At 70.0% G+C, this 14,280-nt stretch carries 15 protein-coding genes and 1 riboswitch; of the genes, 5 read left to right on the top strand and 10 right to left on the bottom strand.

Annotated features, from left to right (window positions below; all coding sequences use genetic code 11):
* Complete coding sequence (locus ACFT32_RS24265; RefSeq protein WP_382492834.1) at nt 1–1,161, bottom strand: PIN domain-containing protein; 1,161 nt, start codon at nt 1,159–1,161, stop codon at nt 1–3.
* A gap of 114 nt (nt 1,162–1,275) precedes the next feature.
* The gene (locus ACFT32_RS24260; RefSeq protein ID WP_382492831.1) at nt 1,276–1,506 is read right to left on the bottom strand and encodes a hypothetical protein; all 231 of its coding nucleotides are present in this window, start codon (nt 1,504–1,506) and stop codon (nt 1,276–1,278) included.
* A 91-nt stretch (nt 1,507–1,597) separates the two neighbouring features.
* On the opposite strand from ACFT32_RS24260, the gene ACFT32_RS24255 reads away from it, so the two are divergent.
* Both ACFT32_RS24255 and ACFT32_RS24250 read left to right on the top strand, forming a co-directional pair.
* Entirely contained in the window at nt 1,598–2,425 is an 828-nt protein-coding gene (locus ACFT32_RS24255; RefSeq protein WP_382492828.1) for a helix-turn-helix domain-containing protein, read from the top strand.
* Nucleotides 2,406–2,597: a DUF397 domain-containing protein gene (locus ACFT32_RS24250; protein WP_382492825.1), complete on the top strand. Its 192-nt coding sequence runs from the start codon at nt 2,406–2,408 to the stop codon at nt 2,595–2,597. Before ACFT32_RS24255 ends, ACFT32_RS24250 begins: the two co-directional genes overlap by 20 nt.
* Here the strand turns inward: ACFT32_RS24250 and ACFT32_RS24245 are convergent.
* Complete coding sequence (locus ACFT32_RS24245; RefSeq protein ID WP_382492823.1) at nt 2,581–3,750, bottom strand: steroid 3-ketoacyl-CoA thiolase; 1,170 nt, start codon at nt 3,748–3,750, stop codon at nt 2,581–2,583. The two genes, ACFT32_RS24250 and ACFT32_RS24245, sit on opposite strands and share 17 nt — an antisense overlap.
* A gap of 217 nt (nt 3,751–3,967) precedes the next feature.
* Here ACFT32_RS24245 and ACFT32_RS24240 point away from each other — a divergent pair, with 217 nt between their 5' ends.
* The gene (locus tag ACFT32_RS24240) at nt 3,968–5,203 is read left to right on the top strand and encodes a cytochrome P450 (RefSeq protein ID WP_382492821.1); all 1,236 of its coding nucleotides are present in this window, start codon (nt 3,968–3,970) and stop codon (nt 5,201–5,203) included.
* Between the two features lie 187 nt (nt 5,204–5,390).
* On the opposite strand, the gene ACFT32_RS24235 is transcribed toward ACFT32_RS24240, so the two are convergent.
* The 5 genes from ACFT32_RS24235 to ACFT32_RS24215 are packed head-to-tail and all read right to left on the bottom strand — an operon-like array spanning nt 5,391 to nt 10,881.
* Nucleotides 5,391–6,239 carry an ECF transporter S component gene (locus ACFT32_RS24235; RefSeq protein ID WP_382492818.1) on the bottom strand — a complete coding sequence of 283 codons (849 nt, stop codon included), beginning with the start codon at nt 6,237–6,239 and terminating at the stop codon, nt 5,391–5,393.
* Complete coding sequence (locus ACFT32_RS24230) at nt 6,236–7,915, bottom strand: ABC transporter ATP-binding protein (RefSeq protein WP_382492816.1); 1,680 nt, start codon at nt 7,913–7,915, stop codon at nt 6,236–6,238. Before ACFT32_RS24230 ends, ACFT32_RS24235 begins: the two co-directional genes overlap by 4 nt.
* Nucleotides 7,912–9,030 carry an energy-coupling factor transporter transmembrane component T gene (locus ACFT32_RS24225; protein ID WP_382494611.1) on the bottom strand — a complete coding sequence of 373 codons (1,119 nt, stop codon included), beginning with the start codon at nt 9,028–9,030 and terminating at the stop codon, nt 7,912–7,914. Before ACFT32_RS24225 ends, ACFT32_RS24230 begins: the two co-directional genes overlap by 4 nt.
* A complete protein-coding gene (locus ACFT32_RS24220; RefSeq protein ID WP_382492813.1) occupies nt 9,026–9,664 on the bottom strand; it encodes an SCO2322 family protein in 639 nt (212 codons plus the stop codon). Before ACFT32_RS24220 ends, ACFT32_RS24225 begins: the two co-directional genes overlap by 5 nt.
* On the bottom strand, nt 9,661–10,881 hold the full coding sequence (locus ACFT32_RS24215; RefSeq protein WP_382492810.1) for a prenyltransferase/squalene oxidase repeat-containing protein: 1,221 nt from the start codon (nt 10,879–10,881) through the stop codon (nt 9,661–9,663). The genes ACFT32_RS24220 and ACFT32_RS24215 overlap by 4 nt, the downstream gene beginning before the upstream one ends.
* A 129-nt stretch (nt 10,882–11,010) precedes the next feature.
* A riboswitch (cobalamin riboswitch) is annotated at nt 11,011–11,089 on the bottom strand.
* Nucleotides 11,090–11,174: 85 nt separating this feature from the next.
* Here ACFT32_RS24215 and ACFT32_RS24210 point away from each other — a divergent pair.
* Nucleotides 11,175–11,852 carry a phosphotransferase gene (locus ACFT32_RS24210; RefSeq protein WP_382492807.1) on the top strand — a complete coding sequence of 226 codons (678 nt, stop codon included), beginning with the start codon at nt 11,175–11,177 and terminating at the stop codon, nt 11,850–11,852.
* A 33-nt stretch (nt 11,853–11,885) separates the two neighbouring features.
* On the top strand, nt 11,886–12,701 hold the full coding sequence (locus ACFT32_RS24205) for an SAM-dependent methyltransferase (protein WP_382492804.1): 816 nt from the start codon (nt 11,886–11,888) through the stop codon (nt 12,699–12,701).
* A gap of 17 nt (nt 12,702–12,718) precedes the next feature.
* On the opposite strand, the gene ACFT32_RS24200 is transcribed toward ACFT32_RS24205, so the two are convergent.
* Together ACFT32_RS24200 and ACFT32_RS24195 are read right to left on the bottom strand one after the other, a co-directional pair.
* A complete protein-coding gene (locus tag ACFT32_RS24200) occupies nt 12,719–13,627 on the bottom strand; it encodes a helix-turn-helix domain-containing protein (RefSeq protein WP_382492801.1) in 909 nt (302 codons plus the stop codon).
* Between the two features lie 92 nt (nt 13,628–13,719).
* Nucleotides 13,720–14,175 (bottom strand): nuclear transport factor 2 family protein, encoded by a 456-nt coding sequence (locus ACFT32_RS24195; RefSeq protein ID WP_382492799.1) that lies wholly within the window; start codon nt 14,173–14,175, stop codon nt 13,720–13,722.
* Nucleotides 14,176–14,280 lie beyond the last annotated feature (105 nt).

Genomic DNA, 14,280 nt, shown 5'->3' with positions numbered 1-14,280 from the left:
TCAGAGAATTTCCTGCCAGTAACCGGGCGCTTGCTGCATCGCCCAGTTGACACTGACGCTGCCGTCGTCGCGCGTGACAATGAGGCCTGGGGCTAGATCGCCTTTTAGGGACGCGTCGACCACTTGAACGTGCGAGCTTGATTCACCAGCGGCGAAGGTCCAGACCAGTGTTGCAGTTGCTTCCAGGCCATGCTGGTTATATTCGGTAATCCCCCGGAAAGCCCATGCCAGGTCTGTGTCACTATCGTGCGGGCGCGGAAACACCCAGATCCCGCTTGCGCAAAGCCAAGTTTCTCCATCTGAGATGCATTTAGCCGGAGCCGCTTGAAATCCCTTGAAGCTGGCGCGGGTGGCTCGAAGAACCTCGCCGATGGTGAAGATCCTGCGATTTCCGTCAGTGGCGCCTGTTTCGTGAACCTCGGGCTTTCCTGGGAATTTGCTATCGAGTATGGCGTTGATGAGGGCGTCGATGATCTCTTCGCTGTTCATCGTGGGTAGCAGGCCTGCCGCATCGGCGGGCTGGCTGATTTCGGCGAAGACCTCGGTGATGCTGCGGCAGAGCCGCGCAGACACGCCTGGGGGCAGGTCATTGGCCAGCGCGGGGTGCAGTTGTCCCTTGTTCCGAGGATCAGCAAATCCGCCGTCGTTCGAGACTAGTAGCAGCGGCAGTTTTTCCCCCTCAGTATCGACGTCAGTATCTGCGGCAGCCGCTGCGGTCAGCCATATCGCCGCGTCCCGACCGCCTTCGCCGTTGTCCTTGCATGGCGGTTGCCGCCATGCCTCTCTTCGCAATGCCTCCGATGCCACACTTTCCGGAGTCTGGAGAATGCGGAAGCGTTGCCGAAGTTGGGCTTCATAGAGACGGATTGCTTCTTCCGGATCGCCAGCGTCTGAGCCAAAACCGATTCGGTTGAGAGCAAAGGGGAGGGTGGGATTCTCAGGAGCATAAGATTCTAGTCTGCCGGCCAGCTTGTTCCAGGCCCGTTCAAATGCTGCGATGTCGTCTTCCAAGCGGCGCCTTGCGCTACTGAGCACTTCCCAGAGAGAGACTTGGCTGAGGGCCAGGGAATGTCCGGTTCGCTCGCCGACCACTCGCAGAAGTGACCATGACGGGCTTCCTGGCGGCATGCTGAGGATCTGGTTGCTGTCGATGACGATCACCTGCACGACAGTAGGCAGATCGGACTCCTGGCGCCCATGCTTTTCGCGCACAAGCCGCTGGACGCCCCCGGAGGGTGAACCTTCTCCCTGACCGCCAGCTCTCAGCGGTGCCACTCATGGACTGCGGAGGGCGGCCCGAACGGGCCCCCAACGCCAAGTTCGGACACTCTCATGAGAGTTGCGGACGGTGGAGAACAGTTCGGTGACGCCGAGTTCGACGGCGTCGGACAGCTCGGGAGTGCCCCACTCTTCGAGGAAGGAGCGGACGATACGGCGGATGTGGCTGGCGGCGTGTTCACCGACGGTGAGGCGGATCGTGTACTGGGCGGGAAAGTATTCGTTCACGAGACGAGGTTGACGTGCGGTGACTACCCTCGGCTACGGAACGGATACAACCCGTCCCGTGGTGGACGGAGTTGCGTGAGAGGGGCTCTGCGTGACCAACATCAACGCCCTTGACCCGGGTGCCTCGCCCTTGGACTACTACGGCTTCGAGCTGCGGCGGCACAGGGAGGCGGCGGGCCTGACGCTGAAGCAGCTCGGGGGAATCCTCAACTACACCGGCTCGCTGGTGGGTCAGATCGAGACAGCGCGGAAGGTGCCGACGCCGGAGTTCAGCGAACGGGCGGATGCGGCGCTGGGCACGGACGGGATGTTCTCCCGGCTGGTGGAACTGGTTCTGCGCAGTAGGCTCCCGGCCTGGTTCCAGCAGGTGGCCGAGCTGGAGATGAGGGCCACCGAGATCTGCTCCTTCCAGACGCACATGGTCCTCGGTCTGTTGCAGACCCAGGGGTACGCGGGGGCCGTGCTCGGGGCGCTGGACCAGACCGACCTCGAAGACCGCACGGCCGTACGCCTGGCGCGTCAGCGCGTCTTTGAGAAGGCGGAGCCGCCCGTCTTCTGGGCCGTCCTCAGTGAGGCCGCGCTGTACTTGGAGATCGGTGGCGCCCAAGTCATGCGGGAGCAACTCGCCCACCTGTTGTCCTTCGAGAGCAACCCTCGGATCAACGTCCAGGTGTTGCCGTTCTCGGCGGGTGCGCACGCGGGGCTGCAAGGCTCGTTCGACGTCTACCGCTTTTCGAGCGACCCCACCATCGTCTACACGGAGGGGTACGGCAGCGGGCATCCGACCGCGAACCCGGACACGGTCAGGGAGTGTTCGCTCCGTTACGATCACCTCCGGGCCGCCGCGCTTTCCCTCACTGACTCGGCGGAGCTCATCCGGCGCGTAATGGAGGAACGCTATGGGGACTCAGTGGCGTAAGTCGACGTACAGCGGCGACCAGGGAGGCCAGTGCCTCGAGATTGCCGAAGCGCCCACCACCATCGCAATACGCGACTCCAAGAACCCGGCGGGACCGATCCTCACCCTCGACCCCGCCACGTTCACCACCTTCATCAACTGGACGACGACGGCGACTACAACCGCTGAATAATCGTGCCGGTGGCCAAACCGCCCCCCGCGCACATGGTGATCAGCGCGAACTCCTTGTCCGTGCGCTCCAGTTCATGAAGCGCCGTCGTGATGAGCCGGGCCCCGGTGGCTCCCACCGGGTGCCCGAGCGCGATCGCGCCGCCGTTCACGTTCACCTTGTCCAGGTCCTGCTCGAAGACCTGAGCCCAGCTCAGCACCACGGACGCGAACGCCTCGTTGATCTCGACCAGGTCGATGTCCTTCAGGGACATCCCGGCCTTGCCCAGCACGGCGTTCGTCGCGTCGATCGGTCCGTCCAGGTGGAAGTGCGGGTCGGCTCCCACCAGCGCCTGGGCGACGATCCGGGCCCGGGGCCGCAACTTCAGCGCCCTGGCCATCCGCTTCGACGCCCACATGATCGCCGCCGCCCCGTCGGAGATCTGCGACGAGTTGCCGGCCGTGTGCACCGCCGTAGGCATGATCGGCTTCAGGGAGGCCAGCGCCTCCGCCGACGTGTCGCGCAGGCCCTCGTCCTTGTCGACCAGGCGCCACATGCCCTGCCCGGCGTGCTGCTCCTCCTCCGTCGTCGGGACCTGGACGGCGAAGGTCTCTCGTTTGAAGCGCTCCTCCGCCCAGGCGTGGGCGGCCCGTTCCTGGGAGGCGAGTCCGAGGGCGTCGACGTTCTCGCGGGTGAGGCCGCGGTGGCGGGCGATCCGCTCGGCCGCCTCGAACTGGTTCGGCAGGTCCACGTTCCACTCGTCGGGGAACGGCTTCCCGGGCCCGTGCTTCGAGCCCGACCCCAGCGGCACCCGGGACATCGACTCCACCCCGCACGAGATGCCGACGTCGATCACGCCGGTGGCGACCATGTTGGCCAGCATGTGCGAGGCCTGCTGCGACGAACCGCACTGCGCGTCGACGGTCGTCGCGGCCGTCTCGTACGGCAGCCCCATCGTGAGCCAGGCCGTGCGCGCGGGGTTCATGGACTGCTCACCGGCGTGGGTGACCGTACCGCCGACGATCTGTTCGACGCAGTCGGCGGGGATGCCGGTGCGGCCCAGGAGTTCGCGGTAGGTCTCGCCCAGCAGGTAGGACGGGTGCAGATGGGCGAGCGCGCCGCCGCGCTTGCCGATCGGGGTGCGTACGGCTTCGACGATCACGGGTTCGGCAGCCATGGGTGCGGGTCCTCTCCGGGAGGCTACGCGGAACTAGTACGCGTTCTAGTTCTGTCAGCAGTGTGCTGACGGCCACTCGGTGACCGCAAGGGTCGTGCGGGCAATTGAGGGGTCCATGCCTCTTGCTAGTTGTAGAACCCGTTACTACCGTCACCGCAACTCCGCACAGCTGATGGGCCGTCAGAACAAGAGTCGGTACGAGTGGTGGGAGCCGCCCATGCCCTGTCCCGCGCTGCCCGACGGGTTCGACTTCACCGACCCGGACCTGCTCCATCAACGCGTCCCCCTGCCGGAGTTCGCCGAGCTGCGCCGGGTCGAGCCGGTCTGCTGGGTGCCGCAGCCGGCCGGACTCGCCGGTTTCCAGGACGAGGGGTACTGGGCCGTCACCCGGCACGCCGACGTCAAGTACGTCTCCACGCACCCGGAGTTGTTCTCGTCGTACCTCAACACGGCGATCATCCGCTTCAACGAGCACATCGACCGGGACTCCATCGACGCCCAGCGGTTCATCCTGCTCAACATGGACCCGCCGGAGCACACCCGCGTCCGGCAGATCGTGCAGCGCGGGTTCACGCCCCGGGCGATCCGCGCCCTGGAGGAACGGCTGCGGGCCCGGGCCCTCGCGATCGTCGCGAACGCCCGCGCGCACACCGGGCCGTTCGACTTCGTCACCCAGGTCGCCTGTGAACTGCCCCTCCAGGCGATCGCGGAGCTGATGGGCGTCCCTCAGGAGGACCGGGACAAGATCTTCGACTGGTCCAACAAGATGATCGCGTACGACGATCCCGAGTACGCCATCACCGAGGAGGTCGGCGCCGAGTCGGCCACGGAGATCATCGCCTACGCGATGAACATGGCCGCCGAGCGCAAGCAGTGCCCCGCCCACGACATCGTCACGCAACTGGTCGCGGCGGAGAACGAGGGCAACCTCAACTCGGACGAGTTCGGCTTCTTCGTGCTGATGCTGGCCGTCGCGGGCAACGAGACCACCCGCAACGCCATCACCCACGGCATGCACGCCTTCCTCACCCACCCCGAGCAGTGGGAGCTGTACAAGAGGGAACGCCCCTCGACGACGGCGGAGGAGATCGTGCGCTGGGCGACCCCGGTCGCCGCCTTCCAGCGCACCGCCACACAGGACACCGAGCTGGGTGGCAAGCGGATCCGCAAGGGCGACCGCCTCGGCCTCTTCTACGCCTCCGCCAACCACGACCCCGAGGTCTTCGACGAGCCGGACGACTTCGACGTCACCCGCGACCCCAACCCGCACCTCGGCTTCGGCGGGGGCGGCCCGCACTACTGCCTGGGCAAGTCCCTCGCGGTGCTGGAGATCGACCTCATCTTCAACGCCATCGCCGACGCCATGCCGGGTCTGCGACTCGTCGACGATCCGCGTCGGCTGCGGTCGGCGTGGATCAACGGTGTGAAGGAACTCCGGGTGAGCACGGGCTGACGTATCGGGCGGGCACGGAGAAGGCGGCGACCCCGGGGATCAGGGGGCCGCCGCCTGGTCGACCAGGGAAACAGGGCTTGGCCCTGCCCGCAACGACCCCCGTTACTAAGGGTGACCGCACAGCCGGGGACGTTCTGCCCTGTGACCGGGCCCTGCTTCTACGACCGCGCTTCGTAGGTGACGGGAGTCATGTGGGGCGCCTCACCTCAGAGGTCTCCCGGGGCGCGTCGAACGTGACCGGGGCCTCGAAGGCCGCCCGGCGGGTCGCTCTGCGCAGCGCCCGGAGCACCGCCGGGCCGAGGGTCAGCGTCAGGACGACCGTGACGACGGCCCGGCCCAGGTCCCAGCCGAGCGACGTGGCCAGGCAGTACGCGAGGAAACGGGCCAGATTGGCAGGGACCGCCGCCTCCGGGTCGAAGGCGACGTTCGAGGCGAGCGCGCTCATGAAGGGCCAGCCCGCCATGTTCATCACCGTGCCGTAGGCGAAGGCGGCGAGGAAGCCGTAGCCGGCGAGCATCACCAGTTCGCTACGGCCGCGCAGCCGGTCCGGGCCCGGCAGCAGGCCCGCGCCCATCGCGAACCAGCCCATCGCCAGCATCTGGAACGGCAGCCACGGGCCCACCCCGCCCGTGAGCAGCGCGGACGCGAACATCGTCACCGAGCCGAGGACGAACCCGAACCCCGGGCCGAGGACCCGGCCGCTCAGCACCATCAGGAAGAACATCGGCTCGATCCCGGCGGTACCGGCGCCGATCGGCCGCAGGGCCGCACCCGTGGCGGCCAGCACGCCGAGCATCGCCACCGCCTTCGGGCCCAGACCGGACTCCGAGATCGCCGCGGCCACCACCGCCACGAGCAGCACCAGCAGGCCCGCGAAGAGCCAGGGCGCGTCCTGCGCGTGTGCGCTGAGCCGCGAGGTGGGCGGGGCGAGGAAGGGCCAGCCGAAAGCGGCCACCCCTACGGCACTGACCAGGAGCAGGGCGGTGATGGAGCGGGGGCCGAGGCGGACTGCCCGGGCCTGGCGCTGGGCGTTCACGCATCCGTCCCGGGCCGGAGCGCCGCGCGGACCTCGGAGACCGTGAGCCAGTGCTGCGGGGCCAGGATCTTGGTGACCTGCGGGGCGAAGGACGGGGAGGAGACCACGATGTCCGCCGTCGGGCCGTCCGCGATCACCTCGCCCTCCGCCAGGAGCACCACCCGGTGGGCGATCTCGGCGGCCAGCTCCACGTCGTGCGTGGCCAGCACGATGGCGTGTCCCTCGGTGGCCAGCTGTCGCAGCACGCCGACCAGGCGGGCCTTCGCCGCGTAGTCCAGGCCGCGGGTGGGCTCGTCCAGCAGGAGCAGTGGGGGCCTTGCCGTCAGTACGACGGACAGGGCGAGGGCGAGGCGCTGGCCCTCCGAGAGGTCCCGGGGGTGGGTGTCGTCGGTGACGCCCGGGAGCAGCTCGGTGACCAGGGCACGGCAGGTGCCGGGGGTTGCTCCCGCGTCCTGGTCGGCCGCCGTGCACTCGGCGGCGACGGTGTCGGCGTAGAGCAGGTCGCGGGGTTCTTGGGGGACCAGGCCGACCTTGCGGACGAGGTCCCTCGGGCTGGTGCGGTGGGGGGTGGATTCGCCGAGTTTGACTGTTCCTGAGGTGGGGGTGATGAGGCCGACGAGTGAGTTGAGGAGGGTGGATTTTCCGGCGCCGTTGCGGCCCATGAGGGCGATGGTTTCGCCTGGGGTGATGGTGAGGTCGATGTGGGTGAGGGCGTGGATTCGGGCGTGGGTTACGGAGAGGGCTTGGATTTCGCCTAGAGGGGTGGGGGGTGTGGAGTGTTCGCGGGTGCGGGTTGCTTGTGGCTGGTCGCGCCCCGCGGCGGAGCCGCATGTCGACACAGCCCCGCGCCCCTTTGGGGCGATGCTCAGCTGTTGGCGGAGATCCGCTGCCTTTCGTCGCGCGTCACGGACCGTCAGCGGCAATGGGGTCCAGCCCGCCAGGCGGCCCAGAGCCACCACCGGGGGGTACACCGGGGACACCGCCATCACCTCGGCCGGGGGGCCGACGATCGGGGACGCACCCGGGGCCGGCAGCAGGGCGACCTGGTCGGCGTACTGGATGACTCGTTCCAGGCGGTGTTCGGCCATGAAGACCGTCGTGCCGAGGTCGTGCACGAGGCGCTGGAGGACCGCCAGGACCTCTTCGGCCGCTGCGGGGTCGAGCGCGGAGGTTGGCTCGTCCAGGACGAGGACGCCGGGGTGCGGGGTGAGGACCGAGCCGATCGCCACGCGCTGCTGCTGGCCGCCGGAGAGCGTCGCGATCGGGCGGTTGCGCAGGTCGGCCAGGCCGAGGAGGTCGAGTGTCTCCTCCACACGGCGGCGCATCACGTCCGGGGCGATGCCCAGCGACTCCATGCCGTAGGCGAGTTCGTCCTCGACGGTGTCGGTGACGAAGTGGGCGAGGGGATCCTGGCCCACCGTGCCGACGACGTCGGCGAGTTCACGCGGCTTGTGCGTGCGGGTGTCGCGTCCGGCCACCGTGACCCGGCCGCGCAGGGTGCCGCCGGTGAAGTGCGGCACGAGCCCGCTGACCGCGCCCAGGACGGTGGACTTGCCGACACCGGACGGGCCGGCCAGGAGGACGAGTTCGCCCTCGGGGACCTCGAAGTCGATGCCCTGGACGGTGGGTTCGGAGGCACCGTCGTAGGTGACGGAGACATCCTCGAAGCGGATCACGACGGTTCCTTGGGCTCGGGGGCGACGAACGCGGGCAGCAGACCGAGCAGGATCGCGGCCGCGGGCCAGACGGGGAGTGTGGGGGCCACGAGCGGCACCACGCCGGGGTGCAGGGCCGCGGGGTCACGGACCGAGGCGAGCACGAGGAGCGCGGCGACCGCCACGCCGGAAGCGACGACCAGCAGCGCGCGCACGTCCCAGCGGTCCGGGCGGTACCGGGTGCGCAGCGACCTCCGGCCGCCGAGCCGGAGACCCGCGAGGGCGGCAGCGACGCCGACGAGGAGGACCGGGAAGCCGTAGGAGGCGCCCTCGGCGGTGAGCAGCCCGTACGTTCCGGCGCACACGCCGAGCAGGCCGCCGAGGGTGAGGGCGGCGGTGGTACGGCGGACCGCGGCCGGGACCCGGGCGGTGCGGCCGTAGCCGCGGGCGTCCATCGCGGCGGCCAAGGACACCGAGCGCTCCAACGCGCCCTCCAGGACCGGCAGACCCACCTGCAGCAGACCCCGGAGGCCCTTGTCCGGGCGGCCGCGCAGCCGGCGGGCGGCGCGCAGGCGCTGGACGTCGGCGATGAGGTTCGGCGCGAAGGTGAGGGCGACGACGACCGCGACACCCATCTCGTACAGGGCGCCCGGGAGGGACTTGAGGAGGCGGGAGGGGTTGGCGAGGGCGTTCGCGGCGCCGACGCAGACGAGCAGGGCGGCCAGTCTCAGACCGTCGTACAACGCGAAGGCGAGGGCCTCGGCCGTGACCTCGCCGCCGAGGCGGATGCCCTGGGCCCAGTCGGGGAGGGGCACCTCGGGGAGGGTGACGAGGGTGTGCGTGCCGGGGATGGGGGAGCCGAGGACGATCGCGAAGAGGAGCCGGACGACCAGGACGGCGAGGGCGAGTTTGACGAAGGCGCCGTAGGAACGGGACCAGGGGGTCGGGGGGCGGCAGGTCGCCACGACGTAGGCGGAGACCGTGATGAGCAGGGTGAGGAGGAGGGGGTTGGTGGTGCGGGTGGCCGCGGTGCCGAGGGAGAGGGCCCAGAGCCACCAGGCGCCGGGGTGCAGAGGGGCTCGGGGCCGGCGCTGGAGGTGTGATGGCCCGGGGCTGAGCCGGTGCACGCTGCTAATCCTGGTCACGCCGCCGTACCTGCCAGACCGCCGCCGCGCCCAGGACCGTCACCACGGCGATGCCCGCCAGCAGGCCCAGGGACGGGCCGTTGTCGTCGGGTGTGTCCCTCTGTGCCGCCGGTGGCGACTTCCGGGAGCTCGCCACCTGCTCTCCGCAGCCCTTCTCCGGGTAGCCCGCGATCGCGCACAACAGGGCGTTCGTGTCGTAGCGGAGGGGCTTGGCGACCGTCGCGAGGGCCTCCGCCGTGGTCGCGTCGGGGGCGACCCGGGCGCAGGCCGTCCGGGCGGGGGGCGGGGTCGCGCCCTGGGGGGCGTCCGCATTCGTGCCGGAGTCGATGACGAGAGCCACCCGCTTCCGGCCGTCCCGCGCGGGCGTCTTCGCGCAGATGGTCTCGAAGTCGGCCGCGCCGCGCGGCCGGGCCGCGTCGGAGGAGTCCTCGCTCACCGCGAAGCGGAAGCCCTGGACGTCGCCGTCCGAGGGGCGGGCCACGGACGGGCCCTGGGTGGCGTAGACCCAGCGGTCGCCGTCGCGGTCCCAGAACGACCAGTACCGGTAGCCGGCGGCCTGGGCCTGGCCCGCGCCCGCGCAGAGCAGGAGCGAGGCCAGGAGGAGGAGAACGGCCCGGCGGATCACGACTGCTGCCGCTTCTTGCGGCCGGTGAAGAGGAAGCCGATGCCGATACCGGCGACGAGGCAGACCCCGACGTACCACCAGACGCCGAAGAAGTCCGACTTCGAGTCGCTCTTGTCCTCCGCCTTGTCCTCCGCCGCCGCGGTCTTCTCGGGCGTCTGCGGGGCCGGGCCCGTCGCGTTGAGCTGCTTCACCAGGTCCGTGCCGCCGAAGTCGCGCGGGTTCGCGCCCGCGGCGTGCGCGGCGAAGATCAGCTGGGCGTAGGCGGCGGGGCCGCCCTGCTCGGCCCAGGTCGCGGAGTTCTTCTCCAGCCACCGTACGGACTTCTCGGCCTGCTCCGTGTCACCCTGCGCGGCGAGTGCCACGACCGCGTCTGCGGTGTTGCCGTGGTCGGGCTGGGGGTCCGCGCCGGCGAGGGCGGAGGTGAGGTGGTCGTCGTCCTTGGCGAGGGTCTGGGTGAGGTAGGCGGCTCCGTTGGCGGAGGCTTGGTCCGGCGTACCGGGCTCCGCGCAGGTGGCGTCGGACTTCTTACCCGCCTCCGCCACCATGCCCTTGCCCAGGGCGCCGAGGACACCGGCCGCCGTGGCGTCCGCGTTGGCGGCCAGATCGCCCTTCTTGTCCGGCTGGAACGCGAAGGCGCCGTCGCCGTCCTTGCCGCAGGGGAGGGCGAGCTTCAGCAGGGCGTCGTAGGGCGACTTCCCGCCCTTCTCGACCTGGTCCGGCTTCTCGCCGACGGCGGTCAGCGCGCCTATGACGACGGACGTGGAGTTGGTGTCGCTGGCGCCGCCGGGCGAGTAGCCCCAGCCGCCGTCCTCGTTCTGGACGGACTTCAGCCAGCCGACGGCCTTGCCGGTGACGGCGTCCTGTCCGCCGAGGGCGGCGAGGGCCTGGACGGCGGCGGCCGTGGCGTTGGTGTCGAGCATGGTCTTGGCGTCGCACGCGGCGGTGGGATCGGGACGGTACGCGGCGAACGCGCCGTCCTCGCACTGCTGACGCTCCAGCCACGTGACGGACTTGGCGGCCGGCTTCACACCCACGGTCTCCTGGGCCAGCAGGGCGAGCGACTGGCGCCAGACGCCGTCGAACTTGGGGTCCTTGTCCCCGTACAGGGCGGAGGGGAACGCCTGGGACGGAGTCGGCGACGGTGCGGCGGCGGCCGGCGTGGCGGCGCCGATCACGGTGACGGCGGCCAGGACCCCTGCGCTGCGGCGGACGTTCATGATCGGCGGGTGCCTCTCCCTGTGAGGGAGCCGGACAGCACGGGACACCCCGGCGGCTCGGCTCCGTATACCTCGACGGTGCCGTGCACCGACGGGCGCCGGGCACGTGAGCCGGTCACGAACCGTACGGGGCGATCCGGCTCACCGCCTGCCTCGGCGGGCGGTTCACGGTTGCGGGTCAGCGCCGGAATTGCACCGGCTTCCCCCTGTACGGGTGTGATGACGACCCGCTCACTGTACCCGCACGTCCAAAACGGGCCGAGGGGCACCGTACGGGCGGGTAGCTTCGGCCCATGCCGACGACACCACCAGGCCGACTCCTCGGCTCGGGCCGCCGCGCCGACGTGTACGAGATCGACGAGACGTGGGTGCTGCGCCGAGAACGGGAGGGCGGGGGAGACGCGGCTGCCGAGGGCGCGGTGATGGAGCACGTGCGCGCCCACGGCTATCCGGTGCCCCGCGTCCGCCCGGCCGGCTCCCGCACCGACCTGGTGATGGAACGGCTCTCCGGCCCGACCATGCTCCAGGCCTGCCTGGCGGGCACGCTGGAGGTGGCGGAGGCCGGTTCGATCCTGGCCGGGCTCCTGCGCGACCTGCACACCGTCCCTGCCCTGCACTCCACCGACCCGGCGGCCCGTGTCCTCCATCTGGACCTCCATCCGGAGAACGTGATGCTCACGCCCGAGGGGCCGCGCGTCATCGACTGGTCCAACACGGAGGAGGGCGACCCGGGGCTGGACTGGGCGGCCTCGGCGGTGATCCTCGCTCAGGCCGCGGTCTTCGACGACCCCCTGGCCACGGCTGCCCGCACCATGCTGGCCGCCCTCCTCGCGGACCCGTCCCCTCTCACACGGCCGAGCCTCACGGAGGCCCTGCACCGCCGCGCCTCCAATCCGACGATGAGCCCGGAGGAGGTCGAACTGCTGGACACGGCCGAGGAGTTGATCCTGTCCGTGAGGCAAAGCGGTTAACGTGAAGCTCCACGACCACACGCAGGAGCGTCCATGACTGAGCAGGTGGAGAACTCCGAGCAGGAGCCGCTCTCCAAGATCGACACCTCGGTTCCGCACTCGGCGCGGATCTGGAACTACTGGCTGGGCGGGAAGGACAACTACGAAGTCGACCGTGTGGCCGGTGACGCGTTCCGCGAGATCTTCCCCGGGATCGAGACCGGGGCGCGCGCCGCGCGTTACTTCCTCGCCCGCGCCGTTCGCCATCTCGCCGCCGAAGAGGGCATCCGCCAGTTCCTGGACATCGGCACCGGACTGCCCAACGTGGACAACACCCACCAGATCGCCCAGCGGGTGGCCCCGGAGAGCCGGATCGTCTACGTCGACAACGACCCGCTGGTGCTGGCCCACGCCCGCGCGCTGCTCACCAGCACACCGGAAGGCGTCACCAACTACGTCGACGCCGACCTGCGCAAGCCCAGCACGATCGTCCGGGAAGCCGGTAAGACGCTGGACTTCGACCAGCCCGTCGCGCTCATGCTGATGGGCATCCTCGGCCATATCGAGGACCACGACGAGGCGCGCGAGATCGTGCGGCAGCTGGTGGACGCGCTGCCCTCCGGCAGCTATTTGGTGCAGTACGACTCCACCGACACCAGCGAGGACTACCTCCGGGCCATCAATCAGTACAACGACGGCGGCTCGATCCCGTACATCCTGCGCAGCCCCGAGCAGATCGCCCGCTACTTCGACGGTCTGGAGCTGCTGGAGCCGGGCGTCACGTCCTGCTCGCGCTGGCGTCCCGACGCCGAGGCCCTGGGCCTGCCGGCGGAGGTGCACCAGTACGGCGGTGTCGCCCTCAAGCGCTGAACCCCCGGGGGCCTCGCTCAGGTCTCCTGGAGTATGCGGTGCAGGATGGTCGGAGTCTCGTCCGGTGACTCGGCTTCGACCACCAGCCGGTTCATGGCGTCCCAGTAGCGCTCGATGTCGGCCGCCTTGTCGGGATAGAGCGCGGTGGTGAGCTGCTCGAGGTAGACCACGTCGGGCAACTGGCCGCCGGGCAGCCGCAGAATGGTGACCGGACCGCCCTCCGCGGCATGCCCGCCGGAGAGGAACGGCAGGATCTGGACGGTGACCTGCGGAAGCCGGCAGACCTCGATGAGATGCCTGAGCTGTGCGCGCATCACCTCCGGCCCGCCCACCGGCCGCCGCAGCGCCGCCTCGTCGATCACGGCCCAGAGCTGGGCCGCGCCCGGCTGCCGGTGCAGGATCCGCTGCCGGGTCATCCGCAATGCCACCCGGCGGTCGATCTCCCGCGCTTCGGCGTCGGCGTGGGCGAGCCGGACGGCGGCACGCGCGTAGTCGGGGGTCTGGAGCAGTTCGGGGACGCGCTGTATCTGGAAGCAGCGGATGACGCTCGCCGCCTGCTCGGCACCGAGGTAGCTCTGCGTCCAGGAGGGCACCACGTCGCTGTAGTACTGCCACCAGGCGTGGGTGTTGGCCTGTTCGGCCAGCGCCAGCAGCGTGGCACGTTCGGCCTCGTCCGTGACGCCGTAGTGCGTGAGCAGGTCGGCGACGTCCCGCAGTTTGAACCCGTGGCGGCCGGCCTCCATACGGCTGATCTTGGAGGGCGAGGCGCGGATGACATCACCCGCCTCCGCCCTGCCGATGCCTCGCGCGTCCCGCAGCCTGCGCAGCCGGGCGCCCAGCGCCAGCCGAGGGACCATGGGCCCGGCGGATCTCCCGTCCAGGACTCCGCTGAAGGGCGACGTTCGAGCGGCCTCTTCGGTGCCCATGGGCATGTCTCCTTGCGGTGGTACGCAACGCCGCACGCGTGGGGGCGCCGCGGCTCGTTCATCCTAGAGGCCCTGCCCTGACCCCATCCCGCTTATGCCAAAGGCGAGTTCGGGCGCGGTGTGGGTCCCCCGAAGGGAAGGTGAAGCGTCCGGGAGGCGAGCAGCCAGGTGCCGTCGACCCGGTGAAAGGCGTCCTCGTAGTGCCCGACCTGGACCGGCGGCCCGGCCGGGACCATGCCGCCGTCGTAGCCGTCGACGCGGTACGTGGTGAAGTACGAGATCGCCCTGGCCGTGTCCGGGGACTCCACCGTGACCAGGACGTTGGACATCATGCGGCGGGAGAGCCGGTCGGCGGGGCGGGAGCCGAAGTAGGCGCGCAGGGCGTCGCAGCCCTTGACCAGCCGCCCGTCCTCCGGCCACTGCCAGACGCCGTCCTCGGTGAACAGCTCGGCGACGGACGAGGGGTCGCCCAGGTCGAGCCGGTGGACGAAGTCGAGGATCAGACGCTCGCAGGCGCGTTCGGCGAGGAGGTGCTCCATGGGGTCCATGGGCTTGGTTCTAGGTCGTGTCCGCAAAGTGGCGGCGTCGTTGGTTGGTTCGTGGTGCGTCGTCATGAGCTGACTGATGAGTCGTGGGCGGTGATCGAGCCGTTC

Source organism: Streptomyces sp. NPDC057002, assembly GCF_042673825.1.
In the GTDB taxonomy this organism is placed as follows: Bacteria; Actinomycetota; Actinomycetes; order Streptomycetales; family Streptomycetaceae; genus Streptomyces.
Note: the sequence above shows the minus strand (reverse complement) of the source record. Positions and strands in the feature narration are given on the sequence as shown.